Annotated in this window: 14 protein-coding genes; 8 read left to right on the top strand and 6 right to left on the bottom strand. The window is 41.8% G+C overall.

The window, feature by feature from the left end:
* Positions 1–272: 272 nt before the first annotated feature.
* The 4 genes from MsAm2_RS03055 to MsAm2_RS03040 all read right to left on the bottom strand — a co-directional run bounded on the left by MsAm2_RS03055 (position 273) and on the right by MsAm2_RS03040 (position 4,689).
* Positions 273–452 carry a 50S ribosomal protein L37e gene (locus MsAm2_RS03055; RefSeq protein ID WP_338098330.1) on the bottom strand — a complete coding sequence of 60 codons (180 nt, stop codon included), beginning with the start codon at positions 450–452 and terminating at the stop codon, positions 273–275.
* A 96-nt stretch (positions 453–548) separates the two neighbouring features.
* Positions 549–767 (bottom strand): LSm family protein, encoded by a 219-nt coding sequence (locus tag MsAm2_RS03050; RefSeq protein ID WP_338098329.1) that lies wholly within the window; start codon positions 765–767, stop codon positions 549–551.
* A gap of 240 nt (positions 768–1,007) precedes the next feature.
* On the bottom strand, positions 1,008–2,453 hold the full coding sequence (thiD, locus tag MsAm2_RS03045) for a bifunctional hydroxymethylpyrimidine kinase/phosphomethylpyrimidine kinase (protein ID WP_338098328.1): 1,446 nt from the start codon (positions 2,451–2,453) through the stop codon (positions 1,008–1,010).
* A gap of 400 nt (positions 2,454–2,853) precedes the next feature.
* Complete coding sequence (locus tag MsAm2_RS03040; RefSeq protein WP_338098327.1) at positions 2,854–4,689, bottom strand: tRNA uridine(34) 5-carboxymethylaminomethyl modification radical SAM/GNAT enzyme Elp3; 1,836 nt, start codon at positions 4,687–4,689, stop codon at positions 2,854–2,856.
* 203 nt (positions 4,690–4,892) lie between these two features.
* Here MsAm2_RS03040 and MsAm2_RS03035 point away from each other — a divergent pair, with 203 nt between their 5' ends.
* Together MsAm2_RS03035 and MsAm2_RS03030 are read left to right on the top strand one after the other, a co-directional pair.
* Positions 4,893–5,969: a 5,10-methylenetetrahydromethanopterin reductase gene (locus MsAm2_RS03035; RefSeq protein WP_338098326.1), complete on the top strand. Its 1,077-nt coding sequence runs from the start codon at positions 4,893–4,895 to the stop codon at positions 5,967–5,969.
* Positions 5,970–6,097: 128 nt separating this feature from the next.
* Positions 6,098–6,616, top strand: a complete 519-nt coding sequence (locus MsAm2_RS03030) for a nicotinamide-nucleotide adenylyltransferase (RefSeq protein WP_338098325.1) — start codon at positions 6,098–6,100, stop codon at positions 6,614–6,616.
* A gap of 179 nt (positions 6,617–6,795) precedes the next feature.
* On the opposite strand, the gene MsAm2_RS03025 is transcribed toward MsAm2_RS03030, so the two are convergent.
* Both MsAm2_RS03025 and MsAm2_RS03020 read right to left on the bottom strand, forming a co-directional pair.
* Positions 6,796–7,716 carry an adenylate kinase family protein gene (locus MsAm2_RS03025; protein WP_338098324.1) on the bottom strand — a complete coding sequence of 307 codons (921 nt, stop codon included), beginning with the start codon at positions 7,714–7,716 and terminating at the stop codon, positions 6,796–6,798.
* 451 nt (positions 7,717–8,167) lie between these two features.
* On the bottom strand, positions 8,168–11,056 hold the full coding sequence (locus tag MsAm2_RS03020; protein ID WP_338098323.1) for a DUF3458 domain-containing protein: 2,889 nt from the start codon (positions 11,054–11,056) through the stop codon (positions 8,168–8,170).
* A 19-nt stretch (positions 11,057–11,075) separates the two neighbouring features.
* On the opposite strand from MsAm2_RS03020, the gene MsAm2_RS03015 reads away from it, so the two are divergent.
* The 6 genes from MsAm2_RS03015 to MsAm2_RS02990 all read left to right on the top strand — a co-directional run bounded on the left by MsAm2_RS03015 (position 11,076) and on the right by MsAm2_RS02990 (position 14,873).
* Positions 11,076–11,237: a hypothetical protein gene (locus MsAm2_RS03015; protein ID WP_338098322.1), complete on the top strand. Its 162-nt coding sequence runs from the start codon at positions 11,076–11,078 to the stop codon at positions 11,235–11,237.
* A 163-nt stretch (positions 11,238–11,400) separates the two neighbouring features.
* Positions 11,401–12,054: a histidinol phosphate phosphatase domain-containing protein gene (locus tag MsAm2_RS03010; protein ID WP_338098321.1), complete on the top strand. Its 654-nt coding sequence runs from the start codon at positions 11,401–11,403 to the stop codon at positions 12,052–12,054.
* A gap of 132 nt (positions 12,055–12,186) precedes the next feature.
* Positions 12,187–12,678, top strand: a complete 492-nt coding sequence (locus MsAm2_RS03005) for a DUF805 domain-containing protein (RefSeq protein ID WP_338098320.1) — start codon at positions 12,187–12,189, stop codon at positions 12,676–12,678.
* Between the two features lie 100 nt (positions 12,679–12,778).
* Entirely contained in the window at positions 12,779–13,480 is a 702-nt protein-coding gene (locus tag MsAm2_RS03000) for a hypothetical protein (RefSeq protein WP_338098319.1), read from the top strand.
* Between the two features lie 43 nt (positions 13,481–13,523).
* The gene (locus MsAm2_RS02995; protein ID WP_338098318.1) at positions 13,524–14,480 is read left to right on the top strand and encodes a hypothetical protein; all 957 of its coding nucleotides are present in this window, start codon (positions 13,524–13,526) and stop codon (positions 14,478–14,480) included.
* 69 nt (positions 14,481–14,549) lie between these two features.
* Entirely contained in the window at positions 14,550–14,873 is a 324-nt protein-coding gene (locus MsAm2_RS02990) for a hypothetical protein (protein WP_338098317.1), read from the top strand.
* Positions 14,874–14,930 lie beyond the last annotated feature (57 nt).

Below are 14,930 nucleotides of genomic sequence, written 5' to 3'. Positions count from 1 at the left end.
GGATTTATCACGAACGAATATGTTTGATGGTTGCCGCCTATGAAATCATGTCAAAAACAGAAAATCATGTCAAAAAGAAACCATTTAAAAAAGAAGAACTCTTTCAAAAATATATATTAAAAAAGTATGGATGTTTCTCAATTCTAAAAAAAGCGCATGAAAAATTCATGCGCAAATAGATTGAAATTTGAAATTTAAAATTTTTAATTTGAAATTAAAATTTGAAATTAAAAATTGAAACGGAAAAAATGCAATCCACAAAAACGGCAATATTAGCCGCCGTTTAAGTTACACTTTCTGACCCATTTGTAATCTCTGAGTTTGGCCGATCTGCCAAAACCGCATGCAACACATTGTTTTGTGCTGATGTTAAATGAAGTGCTGCCGCATCTTCTGCATCTCATGTGCGTACGTTTTTGTCTCTGACCCATGGAGGGCGTTCCTTTAACCATTTATTTCACCTGTTATTCATTATTAAATGTAAAATTGATCTTGAAAATTTGAATTGATAAATTGAATTCTAATATTTAAATGAATTGATTTAAAATTTAGGGAGACACATAAACAATATTGTCGCCGCGGACAATCAAACTGGAGTATTTCTTGACACAGACGCCTTCTTTTAATTCTTCCGCATTGTCAAGGACAAGATTCATGTGAATGTCATATCCTTTTAATTCTCCACGAAACTCACGGCCGCCTTTTAAGCGGGCAATGACCGGCTTGTTTAAAGCGTCATTCAAAACATCAAGAGGTCTGCTTGTCATACTTTTTGCCTCGATAAATTCAATAATTGAACGATTGACTAAAAATTGATGATATATTTATGATTTAGAAAAAGGGGTAAACATCAGGATTCATGCTATTTCATGCCATTCATCCTATAAATCCCTTCTGAATTTCAAAAATATTCGTCAAAATAGAATCTGTGTAACAAACAAATGAAGATATTTAAACGTATCTCAAAAAGGATTGCGTTGATGCCCCAAGTTGCATGCGTCTCACCATCATTCTTCCAATTTTTCACAAATGACTTTTATTTTCAGTGCCGCGTCGACCGCATCCGTTCCAAACACCCGGATGATCGCTTCTTTTCCAACGCCGCCCGTATCATAAATGATATCCGGGACAAGACCATTATTTTTAGAAATCGCACTGACCGAGCCCCATTCTTCTTTTCGAACATAATTTTTCGGCTCATCTTCCCGCTTAAACATGTAAGAACTAAAACCGGCTTTGTGCGACGCTTCTAAAATGAGCGGAGAATATTTCAGATTAATACACGCCCGAATTCCGGGATCGAATTTTTGGGCGGCATCCACCGCTTTCATCAAATGAAGGCCGGAGCCAAACACCGGAAAGCCGATGGCGGACATTGTCCAACCCGTTCCCTTTTTATCCCGGACTTTGTGAATCCGGCCCGGAAAAGCGGCGCCGGTGGAGAGAAATGTCCCAAAGGAATCCGAATCGCACAAAACAAACGGATGCGAATCCGACGGATACGCACCGGCCGCGTAATAAGTTTCATCGCTTGTGTTTCGGTAAATATCCGGAACCGACATCGCGATATTGGAGCCGACTTCCGGAATCAGGGTCGGAAAACCCGGATTATCTTTAAGAAGATCGTAAGCGGAGAGAATATTTTCAATGACCGCCGCACGTTCCCGTTTTAAATTAAACAGGCCGGATTGGCTGACCGGAGAAACCCCGTTTCCGATTTTTTCAGAATAAGAAATCGAATCGGTGACAAACTTTTTGGTCAGCCGGCAGGCCGCAACAAAAGAATAGCCGCGCGACAGGTAGGAAATCAACGCCGCCGAAAAAGTACATCCTGTTCCATGTGTGCCGCCGCCGATAAATTTTCCTTCCAAAATAAAGTGAGATCCGGTTTCGGATTCATAAATGATATCGGACGCGTCCAAATGACCACCGGTCACCACGACATATTTGACACCCGTTTTCGCAATTTCCGCCGCCGCCGCAAGAGCGTCTTCCGGCGTTTGAATCGAGATTCCCGATAAAATTTCGGCTTCAAAAACATTTGGCGTGACCGCATACGAAACCGGAAGAAGCGTTTTTTTAAGCCATGAAACCGCATCTTTTTGAAGAAGGCTTCCGCCGGCTTCCGCCGCCATCACCGGGTCGACGACCAGCATGATTTTATTTTCCACCACTTTTTTGGTGACAAATTTCACAATTTCAGATGAGGACAGCATGCCGGTTTTGGCGTAAGAGACCGTCATGTCCGAGCAAACCGCATCAAATTGAGACTCAATCGAGTGAACCGGAATGTCAAAAACCGATTTGACCCCGGTCGTATTTTGGGAGGTGACCGAAACAATCACACATGCTCCGTGGACCCCAAGCGCCGAAAACGTTTTGATATCCGCTTGAATGCCGGCTCCGCCGCCGGAATCGCTCCCGGCAATTGTCATAACAACCTTTTTTTTCATGAAAATCCCCGACAAACTTTGAAAAAATAAAATTAGAAGAAAAATTGAAAATAATTTGAATTGAGGTAATTGAATTGAGATAATTTGAATTGAGATAATTTGAATTGAGATAATTTGAATTGAGATAATTTGAATTGAGGTAATTTGAATTGAGGTAATTTGAATAATTTAAAATTGAAGATAATTAAATTGAAGTAATAAAGATAATTGGATGATTCTAAGAGAATCACGAACTATAAGAATTCTTCCAACCGATTTGTATTTATTTAAAATTATATTTCGGAATCAATGTGTGTTACATGATTTTTTTAGAAATAATATTTTGAATTGATGTTTTTACATCTATTGTTTGGATTTTTGCTGTTTTACGTCTATCGTTTGGATTCTTGCTGTTTTTGATTTAGTCTAATTTTTTTGTCATGTATGTCCCGTCAAACACATATCCGTATTTCCGATAATATTCCCGGACACCGATTCCGCTGATGACGGATATTTTAGAATATCCCGCGTCTTTTGCCGTGTCTTCCGCCGATTGAAGCAGTTCGCGTCCGTATCCGCGGTGCTGCCACGCTTTTTTGGATTTTAAGAGTTGATCATTTGCGTTTTCTCCGACCGGCGTGAGTGAACCGTAAACATGAAGTTCCCGTATCAGTGCCGCGTTTTTTAGTTCCGGGCGGTGCGGCGACTTAGGAAACCGCAGCCGGATAAATCCGATGAGGACATCCGCGGTGAGGTCTTCAAAGGAAATAAAATGCTCCATCCCGCCGCAAGCTTCATATTTCTCGTCCAGCAATTCGATATTTTCGGGCAGAGGCGGATTTCCTTTAAGCATGTTGTGACCGACTTCCCTGCAGCGGATGCATTTGCACTTTTTTCCGCGCGCATGAAGTTGCTCCTCCGCCAGCTGCCGCACATTGCTTTTTTGGATGCCGGCCAGAATTTGGTCGGCCGGAATGTCACGCTGAATCCGTTGAAGGCGCGTCCATTTAGGAAGCAGTTCCTTAATTTGGGAAATGAGTTTTGGACCCGCCTTGTCGTCCAGAGGCACATAGCTGCCATTTTGCCACATATCGCACAATTTGGTTCCTTGCGTCACCAAAGTCGGATAAATTTTAATGTAGTCCGGCCGAAAAGCCGGATCGGAAAAGAGTTTTTTAAACCCTTCCACATCCCTCTCCGGGTCGGTATCAAAAAGCCCGGGCATCATATGAAACCCGACTTTAAAAGCGCTGTCCCGAAGGCGTCGGTTGGCTTCTTTTGTTTCCTCCACCGTGTGCCCGCGATTCATTTTTTCAAGAACGTCTTCAAAAACACTTTGAGCCCCAAGTTCCACCTTGGTGCCGCCGATTTTTAAGAATTCGTCAATATGTTCTTCTTTCGCCCAATCGGGGCGGGTTTCCAAAGTCATTCCGACATTGCGGACGCTTGCGGTTTCATTGGCTTTTTGAACTTCTTCCAGAGAAATATAGGAATAAACGGAGCCGTCCGGCATCGGAATGTTGATTTTTTGTGCCATTTCCCGCCACGCCGTAATTTTGCCGCCGGAGTTGAAATTTAGATGGGACGCATTTGCCACTGACGTATTCGTATTTGCTGCATTAGTGCCCACCACATTTTTGCTTACCGCATTTGTATTTGCCGCTTCAGCCGTTCCTTTTGCCGAAATTTGCCCATCGTGATCGTTCATCGCTTCTAAGCATCTTTGAACAAACCATTCCTGATAATCCAGCGTTCGGGCAGAAAATGTGCCACCCATCACGATAAGTTCCGCTTTGGTCACGTCATGCCCAATCGTTGCCAGCTGATTGAGGCGGGAGCTGACTTGAAAATAAGGGTCGAAATGAAAATCAAAAGCACGCATCGCTGCCGGCTCTTTTCCCATGTAACTTTGCGGGGAGTGAAAATCAGAATCGGGCCCACCGGGGCATGGAATACACTGGCCGTGCGGGCAAGGCGCGGGAGATGTCATGGCCGCCAAAACGGCAACGCCGGAAATTGTCCGGACCGGTTTTCGCTGGAGAACGTCGCGGACCGCTTTTTGTTCGGCCGGGGTTCCCCGAAGAATAATGTCGCCATTGCTGGGAAGCGTTTTGAGATGATACGTTTTGCAGACACTCTTTTTGGCTTTCATGAGGTCGTTTTCCGTCTTAATTTCTCCCAAAAGGACGGCTTGCAAGACCTCTACGCAAGCTTTGTTAAACCGCTCATCCGATTCATTATATTCAGAATAACTCATTTTTTTCCCGATTCTCTTTTTTTTCGATTCTCTTTTTTTTCGATTCTCTTTTTTTTCGATTCTCTTTTTTTCTAGTTTCTCTTTTTTAGTTTTTATTTTTCGTTTCGAAAATAAGCAAATTTCATAAATAAATATATAAGTTCTGTCACTTTAAAAGAAGGAAATGAAAAAAGTAAACAATTAAAATTATCGGAGTCTAAAAAATGAAATTCGGGATTGAATTTGTTCCAAACGAGCCGGTTGCGCATTTGTCTTCTTACGCGAAAATTGCCGAAAATGCCGGTTTTGACTTTGTTTGGGTAACCGACCATTCCAACAACAGGGACGTGTACGCAACGCTTGCCGCCATTTCCCTGGCGACCCAACGCATTTTTGTCGGCGCCGGCGTGACCAATCCCTACACTCGAAACCCGGCCGTGACGGCATCTGCGATTGCCACCATTTATGAAATTTCGGGCGGGCGGGCGGTTCTTGGAATCGGTCCCGGCGACAAGTCCACATTTGAAACGCTGGGAATTTCGGGAGACAAGCCGCTCACCGCCATTCGGGAATGTGTCTCAGTCTTTTCGGATTTGTTTTTGGGAAAAACCGTCTCATTTGACGGGGAAATGGTCTCTTTGAAAGGCGCCCGGATTGATTTTGCTAAAAAAATGATGGAAAATTTACCGGCTTTATCAACTTCGCCGGTTGCGCAAGTTTCGCAGATTTCATCGGTTTTGCCAAATTCACCGAGCTCTTCAACTTCGTCAATTCCGGTTTATGTCGGTGCCCAGGGGCCAAAAATGCTGGAAATGGCCGGCGAGGTTGCCGCCGGTGTTTTAATTAACGCGTCACATCCGGATGATTTTAAAGCAGCTTTGCCACTGATTGAAAACGGCTCAAAAAAAGCGAACCGGAATTTAAAAGACATCGACATTGCCGCATATACATGCTTTTCAATGGACGATGATTCCGAAGCCGCCATAAAAAAAGCGGCGCCTGTTGTCGCATTTATTGTCGTGGGCGCGCCGGATTTGATTCTTGTCCGGCACGGCATTAACCCTGAAATTAAAAAAGAATTGGCGGCGGAGATTTCCAAAAGCAATTTCAAAGCTCTTGGCGGTCTTGTTTCCGACAAAATGATAGATAAATTCGCAATTGCCGGAGACGCCGGTTTTTGCGAAAAACGTATGAAAGAGCTCGAAAAATCCGGTGTTACTCAAATTGTGGTCGGGTCCCCCATCGGAGCCGACAAAGAAAAAACAATTTCCGGCATCGGAGAAATCATACGGGACTTTTAAATAATTATAAATGTTTTTAAATCCACACTTTCAAATTCAAATACTTTCAAATTCAAATTAAACTCAAATCAAGTTAATTAAACTCGAATCAAATCAAATTAAAAGCATAAAAATGAGCAGGGAACAAAATGAAGCGTGCGTTTTATGTCGGCCGGTTTCAGCCGTACCATCTCGGTCATGACAAAATTATCAAAATGATCGCGAACGATATCGATGAACTCGTCATCGGAATCGGAAGCGCTCAAAAAAGCCACAGCGTGACGGATCCGTTTACGGCCGGCGAGCGGGTGGAAATGGTGAAAAAAGCCTTGGAAGACTTTCCCATTCGAACGTACATCATCCCGCTTCAGGATATGGAATTTAATTCGCTGTGGGTGTCCCACGTCAAATCCATGTCGCCCAAATTTGATGTCGCGTATTCCAACAACCCGCTGGTTGTCCAATTGTTTACGGAAGCCGGCATTGAGGTGCGCCGCCCGCCGATGCACGAGCGGGACAAATATTCAGGAACAGCGATTCGAAAACTCATGATTCACGGCGCGCGCCAAGACTGGGAAGATTTGATCCCAAAAACAGTCATGGAAGTCATTGACGAAGTGAACGGCATTTGCCGCATCAAACGCGTGGCCGGAAATGACCACAAGTAATTTTTATCGTTTTTATTTATTCTTCTTGGGTGGCAGCGTGCGCGCGTTATGGCACCCAATTTTTAAATATTCAACAAAAGAAAGGGGCCGGCTTTTTTTAAAAAAATAAATTTTGAGGTTTGTTGAAATATTACAATTTGATGCCATTCGTGTACAGTTTCCTAATATCGTTTTTCGAGTTAATCCACCAAACCGCTCCAATCGTTTTTCCCGGGAATGTATTTCATCAAAACCGGGTGCGTTTCATCGAGCGCGTCATCGTAATCTCCTTCATAAACCACCACGCCTTCTTCTTCAATAACGGAGATGGTTCCGGCCAATTCCGCAAGCGGAATGTCTTCCAAATCTTGACCGGAGATGTTTTTGACATCCTGACGGGATTTTGCGGCAAAACCGGATGAAACAACCGGCTGAGCCGGATTGGAATCGGATATATTTTGCTTTTTGCTTTTACATTTGCATTTGTTTTTCTCATTCATTTGGGAAACAAACGACCGGAATTTTAAAAATTCATCTTCGTAAAGCGCATGAATCAATTCTTTCACGCAAGAGACCGTGTCGCTGATTTTTTGAGACGAATTGTCAATTTCATAGACGCGCCGGCAATAATCAAAACAGTCACATAAAATAATGTCGATCGCTTCCGATAAAACATTTTCCTGGACTTTTTTTTCGGAATAGCCGCGGCCGTCTAATCTCTCTTTGAGAACCGCCGGATGGGAACGCAACACAACCGCCAAATCACACAGGCAGTGCGCCAAATGGCTTTCGACAAGCAGAACCGGTAAATTTTTTGGCTGTTTCGTATGTTGAATAAATTCATCATCAGACAAGCTCATATTTTGGATTTTATTCTCAAAATCGTGACGCTTTTCCTTTTGATATTCAAAAAAAGATTCTTCCAAAGAATCCATATCCACAATGTTGCAATCCCGTTCGTCATCTCTTTCCACCGGAATTTTGCAGGAGCAAATGAATTCCGTTAAATGAAGAACTTGATAGCCTTCCGCCTCCAAAAGCTTGGCCACTTGTGTTTTTCCGGTTCCGGGCGTTCCGGTCAGGGCGATTGTTAAAAACGGCGGAAATGAACTATGAAACATGAATGACGCTCCGTAATGAAAGAATGACAATAATGGCGAAACAATAATGGTGAAATGACAAGGACGAAACAATAATGGTGAAACAATAACGATGGAAATCACATGAAAGGAAATGGGTCCGAATTTTTTGGAACTGAAAAAAAATGGAACCAGAATCCATAATGATTACGATAATTAACTATAATGATAATAATAGTTAATGATAACTGCATCATGAATGAATGCAGATGGTAACATTGAAAAACCAAGCAATTCAACAAAAAGACAACTTAAAGAAATAAAATTGTCTTGAATTGGATTTTTCAATAAATAAATTTGAGAACTTTTTCGTATGTTATACGAAAATATTATTTGTAGTTTTTCATCCAAAAAATAATATATATAATTTTATAAAATATTAGTTTGCGGCAAATGAAAAAAATAAAATCCTTGCCGCAAGAGAATATTTCAATTAATGAAAGGCTCGAGATTTATTGTGTTCAATTTCATATGCGCGGACAGCATTAGGTGCCCCGACCAGCAATTTCTTAATCCGGTTGTAAACGCTTGGGGATTTTTCCGGGTCAATCGACTCGGCAATTTCATCCAAAGCGGTGACAAGCGGAACATGATATTGGATTTCCATTTTATCAATCGCGGAAAACGCATTGAGAAGACCAACCGTGCTGTATTCGTTGATTGAGGCCATCCGAATGATTGTGCTTTTAAGAAACTCCAATCCTTCCGGCGTTTGAAGCGAATATTTCCGGTTCCGCGCAAACGTTCCGTAAAGTGCCCGCTGATCATTCGCCTGCTCAATTCTAAAAGCCGGATCTTTTTCAATCAACTGAACCATGTCCAGACAGTCCGGCGAATCCGTACCGGCAACCGTTGCCAAAAAGGATTCCCAGGCGACCAGATCTTTTTTGCATTCTTCCATGTAAATAAAAGTCAGCTCTTTTTTCTCCGGCGCCGAACTGTTCAGCCAAGCCGAAAACGCAACAAGCCGATCAGTCGCGTTTGTCGCGGTCAAAAATTGCCGCTTGATATGACCATGAATTTCCGGTGTGTCCAGCGTGGAAAGAAGCCGAAGTGCATTGTTTTTAACCTGACGCCGTTTAATCTGCTCCCCTTTAAGGCGCAAAGATCCACGAACGGAATACAACTTTTCGTCTTCCGGATCGGCCGGGTCGAAATATTCCTCATAAATAATTTTAAGAGAGATCTCATGACGCTTTGCGATTTCGTTTTGGATTTGCCGCCGGACTTCAAAGAGCCGGTCGTACCGGTGGGCAAATTCTTCATTATCGGTTGACTCAAAAATTGTCAAGAAAAGACCGCCCGTTTTATTCAAAAGCGTGTGGTCGCACAAAAGTTCGTGATACAAATCCGCATATTCACAGGACGGCGTGCTGTCCGGATTTTTAAGCAGCCGTTCTTTTTCACGGTCGGTCAGCGTATTAAATGCCAAAAACCGGCTGACAATATCTTTGTCTTTGCGGGCTTGCATCATGAGTTCTTTTTGGTCGGCCTGCGTGACAATTTTTCCGTAAAACGAGCCGCCCCGATTCAGCGACACAAACGCGGGTTCCTCCACCGTTAAAACCACTTCTTCTTCCTCATTTTGAATCAGAATAATGTCTTCGTAAATGATTTTTCCTTTCCGATCGGCGAGCGCGAAGGAAAACGGAAAAATCCAGGGACGTTTCGAGAGGGGCAGGGCTTGCTTGAGTTTCAGGCGGAATTCCGACTTTTTGGCGTCGTAGATTTTGGTCACAAACAAAATCGGATAACCGGTTTGATGAAGCCAGACGTTCGCCATTTTAGATAAATCTTTTTTGGACGCGAATTCCATTTCATGAATCCAATCATAGGTGCGTGCGTTTTTATGGCTGAATTTCCGGTGGTAAGCATGCAGCGCATGAGCAAACGTTTCTTTTCCAATCCACGTTTCCACCATCCGGACAAATTCGGGTGCTTTGACATAGGTGACGGAGGTGATTAAATCGTTGGGGTCGTTAAACCCGTCCGGCAGAATCGGCATGGAGGCGGCGCCGGAATCCAAAGCAAATGTTCCGGAAACGGGCGCGTACAAATCAATAATCGTTTGAAGTCGGGTGTAATCGTCCCCGAAAAAATATGCGTGAAACGCGTTTTCGATGTGAACCGTGACGGCTTCGTTGAGCCAAATCTCAAACGGGCTGTTTCCCGTCACTTCTGAGCCGTTGATGTTGTGGTAATATTCATGGGCTTTGACGTCGGCCATGTATTCAAAGGAGGCATCGGTCATGTTTTTAGACGGCATGATCCGGTTGGTGGTAATGGTCGTGTTGCCGACGTTTTCCATGCCGCCGAAATCCGAATTTTGCATGCCGATTTCACGGTAGACGGTTCCGGTGTATTTGTAGCCGAACGTAAGCCCGTCGGAAAGCAAATCGATTTTTTCCCGAATCGCATTTAAATTGTTCATGGTTTTGTTGACGTTTTCCAAAAGAACGTTGGCGGAATTAAGATTGTGTTTGAGTTGGTCCCGCAGTTTGGTGAGTTCGAAAATTTGCCGTTTTTTGTCCAAATGCTTTTGGCTTTCGGGTCCGGTAAACAGGTAAATCCACATGACGGCGTCATGCAAAATATCCAGGGATTGTGTCGCCGCATTTTTATCGGAGCCGGGCGGCACCAAAAGTTCCAATTCAAAACAAGATTCGTCCGGATATTCAAACTCCATTTTGTAAGTTGCGTAAGTTCCAACGCCAAGGAAAAAGAGATAAGGTGCCATTGGAGTACTCATATTTTCATAAACGATTTCGTCACGCGAGCCATCTGCTCCCAAATAAACTGTTTTTCGGGGAACAGTTATGTCGCCGTTGGTAATCATATTGGTGTAGCGGGAATCGGCGCGAATGGTGGTCCGGTAGGTGCATTTGGCGGTCATGTCGTCGAGGCAGGGGACGATGCGCTGAAATCCCCATTGCTGGCACTGGGTAATTTGCTGCGGCGGCGCTCCGGCCGGAGTTTCGTCGTAGTAAAGCCCTTCCAAGATGTTTTTGGTCGGCCGGCAGATGGTTTTCGTAGAAATCGTAAATTCGGTGTGCCGGGGAACCGGCGTTTCAAAGGAAATGTCCAACATCGCGTCTTTTTGCCGGTAATTGTATTTCATCGGCTGATCGCTTTCCACCAATAGGATTTCCAAGTCGCGGGCGTTGAGGCAGAGTTTGTAAATCGGGTCGATGCTTTTTAAGAACATTTTGGAGGAGACGACGGTGTGGTCGTCAAAAACGTCAAACTCAAGATCCATGTGAAGAACGCGGGCCTCCAGTTTTCCAAAATCATCGGGATAGTAACGGTAAAGTCTTTCTTTCATAGGGTAGGAAAAAGCGTTCATGGTAATTATAAGTTATAGTTCGGTATCGTCCGGCAAAAGCCGGAGAAGGATTTTTTTGAGACTTTTGGCGGACAGACGGTGGACGGCGGTGGACGGCGGTGGACGGCGGTGGACGGCGGGTGGCGGGCGGCGGGCGCGCGTTATGGCAGCACATTTTTGAAAAAAGCGGAAAGAAGTGGGGCGGTTTTTATAAAAAGTGGAAGGAGAAGGGAATAAATTTTGTTTTTCCAAAAATCAGATTTTAGAAACGGTTAAATATAACTGAAAAGGATGAAAATACAGGTACAAAAAATCAAAAATCAAAATAAACCGGAGAATTTCAAATGATTGACCTGCACACGCACACACTTTTCAGCGACGGTGTCCTCATCCCAAGCGAGCATGTCCGCCGCGCCGTTGTTCACGGCTACCGCGCCATCGCCATGACCGACCATGCCGATTTTACCAACTTTGAATTTATAATTTCTTCTCTTGAAAAAGCGAAATATCTGGAAAAGGAATGGGACATTACCGTCCTCTCCGGCATTGAAATTACCCACGTTCCGCCGTCTAAAATCGACCTTCTCGCAAAAAAAGCCAAAGAAGCCGGTGCCGACATTGTTGTCGTTCACGGCGAGACCATCGTCGAGCCGGTCGCGCCCGGAACCAATTTGGCGTCTGTCCGATCCGAATACGTCGACATTTTAGCACATCCGGGATTTCTGACAATTGAGGAAGCGGAGCTCGCGCGCGAGAACAATGTTTGTATTGAAATTACCGCACGGAGCGGCCACAACCGGACAAACGGCCATGTCGCGAAAGTCGCCGCCGCCGCGCACGCAAAAATCGTGTGCAACACGGATGCTCACAATCCGGGAGATATGATTTCAAAGGAAACAGCGTTTAAAATTCTCCAAGGCGCAGGACTCTCCGACAAAGACGCGGAAAAAGCGTTTTTGAATTCGGCGGAATTGGTCAAACGGTTGAGGAAATATTAAAAGTTAAAAATTTAATTTGAAAATTAAATCATTAAATCTTCAAGTATTAAATTTTCAAAATTTTATAATCGTGTGTGTATAATATTTTCGGAATTATCAAAATTTATATATTCTGTCGTTTAATTTAAACTTATGACAGACAATGACGAAAATAATTCCATCATGAGCAAATATTTGACATTTGACGGCCGATTGAATCGGCTGCCTTACTTTTTAAGATACATCGGTTTTATATTCGCTATTTGTGTTTGCGCATTTTTTACAACGATTGCCGAGACGACACGTTCTACAACGTTTGGTGCCATTGTCGGCCTGTTTTATATTTTTGTTATTATCACGGGTCTCATTATCATGCTTTTTTCCGCCATCCGCCGTCTCCACGATTTGAATATGTCCGGCTGGTGGTTGTTGATTCGAATAATTCCAATCATTGGATTTGTTTTCGATTTGCTTATGTTTATCATTGACGGAAACACCGGTCCAAATAAATATGGAGAAGATCCGAAAGGGAGAAATCCGACAACGTACAGCACGAATGATTACAATGGCGGCAGTCCTTCGGACCCGATCGAAAATGTAACGCCGGAATATGATGCTGCAGATGGCAGCGGCAACGACAAATGAAAAAACAGTTTTTGTTTTTCACGAAAAGATTAATAACGTTTTTAAGCCCATATCTGCCTGACAAGAGTGTGTTATAAGTGTTGTTTATTAAGTGTGTTGTGTGATTAAAATGGGTTTATTCGACAAACTTCTCGGTAAAAAAAATAAAAAAATCGCGCCGCTGGACTGGAAACTCGATGCGGAAAGCAAAAATCACAAAGATTACATTTCCAGTTCCGAATACACCATTCCGTCCGATAAAATCATGTCCGGCCTGATTCGTGACATGGAATCCGGATCTTGTTTTTCATCGGAAAATATTTTTTTCCGGGTCGATTTCATGGGCAAGGAAAATGAATGGTACAAAAAAAGAGATTATTTGGTTCAAAATCTGATTCTTCAAAAGAAAACAGCGGAACCGGCCGAATCAGCTGAATTAAGACAAGAGCCGGAACACAAAACCGGAGATGGAAATGAAACGGTTTCCGAATCAAAAAATGAAATGGTTTCCGGATCCAAAGTTGATACAACAACCGGATTTTACAAAAGTCCCGAACCCGGAACTTCCGTTTTTGTGTTGGAAGGGGACGGTGTTTTTGTCAAAGAAAACAACTCGGGGCTCATTTGCGATACCGAAGAAACCGATTGTCATTTCTATGCGGAATTTGTCTACGACAACCAATCCCTCTACATTTTAAAATGCAAAGGATTTGACCAAACCGACAACTGGTACGCTTTTATGTTCCTCTTCAAACTGATTGAATACTATTACAAACCGGACGGGGAATCAAGAACGGTCAAAAAAGAAAAGTGTGAAAAATAATATTTATCTTGTAAAAATCATCTCAGTATTAAGAGGTTTTTTCGTGGAAGAATTGAATGGTTATTTGGAATGGTCTGGAAAAGAATGTACCTTTTATTTTAAGGACGGGACTCTTATTATAATTCCAGTTAAACCAATTGGTTTACTTGGATTCCAAGAGAAAACATTTGATTTTCTTTGGGGAACCTCTGCACAATACAAAAATGTTTGTTTTTTAAAAGGGCATATTCGGCAACATGGTTCATCTTATCATTCAATCCCAGCCGCTGTTATTGTAGGCAAAAACAATATTGAACATAGAGAAATTGGACAAATAAGAGCAATACAATTTAGTGGAACAATTGTTAATATGTTTTATCCACCAGAACAATGTATTGACGACGAAAAAACAATACCTGATGGTAAAGCTATTTATTTAAAAGACTCTGAAAATTATAAAAAAGAAATTAAAATAAAATGGAAAGATGATGAATTTAAAATAATATTTGATATATTAAATCCCAAACTTTTTTTTGCTCATACAGGAAAGAATCTCATTGATGTTAATTCATATTTGCGCATAGAATTTGAAAATGATAAAGACATTGAGGTGGTAGAAACATATTATACAGCAATTAAACATCTTTTTTCTTTTTCAAATTATAGAAGAGACATAGGATTTGATTGTATCGAACTTTTTGCATATGATGATACACGAAAAGGATTTTTAAAAATAAGCAACTTATATACTTTCAATGAGGAAAAAAAATTACCAGATAAGAATGAAAGTTTGCACACATTAAGATTTCATCATTTAGAAAGTCATTTTGATAAAATGATGACATTTATACTTGATGAAAAAATGCTTTATGATCAAATTCCTAAAAATGAAGATGTAAGACATGATATAAATGCTGAAACATTTCTTAGCATGTCTTCTGGGTTTGAATATATTTTTGAAATGTTATATCCTCAAAACCTTAGTAAAAATAATCCACTGTATGACCGTACAAAAAAATAGTTAAAGGATATAATAATTCAAATAAAAAAAGAAAACACAAATAGTGGAGAAGAAATACTTGATAGGCTCATGCAAAGTGTTTCATACCAAGAAAATACCCTTAAAGAAAAACTTGAATACTGTTTTAAGGAATATGAGACATTAATTAAAGGTAACTCATTATTTAAAATAAATTTACCTAATTTGTCATCAAGTCCATTTCCAATTGACATTATAGTAAAAGAGTTTAAGAAAACACGAGATGGATTCGCTCACGGAAGATTTACAGACATCTCAGATGAAGCAATTGCAGGATTTGTTGCAGTAAAGATATTTTTGTATATAATGCAATTAAAACACATTGGTTATAATGATGAGAATATTCATAAAATTTTAGAAAAGATATACCACTAATAAAAATTCAAATAATTGAAATTTTCACTATTTTTAAGTCCATACTTTCACCCGGCT

This window comes from Methanolapillus ohkumae, assembly GCF_032594355.1.
In the GTDB taxonomy this organism is placed as follows: Archaea; Halobacteriota; Methanosarcinia; order Methanosarcinales; family Methanosarcinaceae; genus Methanolapillus; species Methanolapillus ohkumae.
This window is presented reverse-complemented; position numbering and strand designations above follow the sequence as displayed.

What these genes read in the sequence shown, in the direction of transcription:
- MsAm2_RS03035 (WP_338098326.1), top strand. Translation starts at nt 4,893, where the DNA reads ATGAAATTCGGGATTGAATTTGTTCCAAACGAGCCGGTTGCGCATTTG.
- thiD (WP_338098328.1), bottom strand. Translation starts at nt 2,453, where the DNA reads ATGAAAAAAAAGGTTGTTATGACAATTGCCGGGAGCGATTCCGGCGGC.
- MsAm2_RS03050 (WP_338098329.1), bottom strand. Translation starts at nt 767, where the DNA reads ATGACAAGCAGACCTCTTGATGTTTTGAATGACGCTTTAAACAAGCCG.
- MsAm2_RS03015 (WP_338098322.1), top strand. Translation starts at nt 11,076, where the DNA reads ATGGTAATTATAAGTTATAGTTCGGTATCGTCCGGCAAAAGCCGGAGA.
- MsAm2_RS03020 (WP_338098323.1), bottom strand. Translation starts at nt 11,056, where the DNA reads ATGAAAGAAAGACTTTACCGTTACTATCCCGATGATTTTGGAAAACTG.
- MsAm2_RS03010 (WP_338098321.1), top strand. Translation starts at nt 11,401, where the DNA reads ATGATTGACCTGCACACGCACACACTTTTCAGCGACGGTGTCCTCATC.
- MsAm2_RS03005 (WP_338098320.1), top strand. Translation starts at nt 12,187, where the DNA reads ATGACAGACAATGACGAAAATAATTCCATCATGAGCAAATATTTGACA.
- MsAm2_RS03040 (WP_338098327.1), bottom strand. Translation starts at nt 4,689, where the DNA reads ATGAGTTATTCTGAATATAATGAATCGGATGAGCGGTTTAACAAAGCT.
- MsAm2_RS03025 (WP_338098324.1), bottom strand. Translation starts at nt 7,716, where the DNA reads ATGTTTCATAGTTCATTTCCGCCGTTTTTAACAATCGCCCTGACCGGA.
- MsAm2_RS02990 (WP_338098317.1), top strand. Translation starts at nt 14,550, where the DNA reads ATGCAAAGTGTTTCATACCAAGAAAATACCCTTAAAGAAAAACTTGAA.
- MsAm2_RS03030 (WP_338098325.1), top strand. Translation starts at nt 6,098, where the DNA reads ATGAAGCGTGCGTTTTATGTCGGCCGGTTTCAGCCGTACCATCTCGGT.
- MsAm2_RS03055 (WP_338098330.1), bottom strand. Translation starts at nt 452, where the DNA reads ATGGTTAAAGGAACGCCCTCCATGGGTCAGAGACAAAAACGTACGCAC.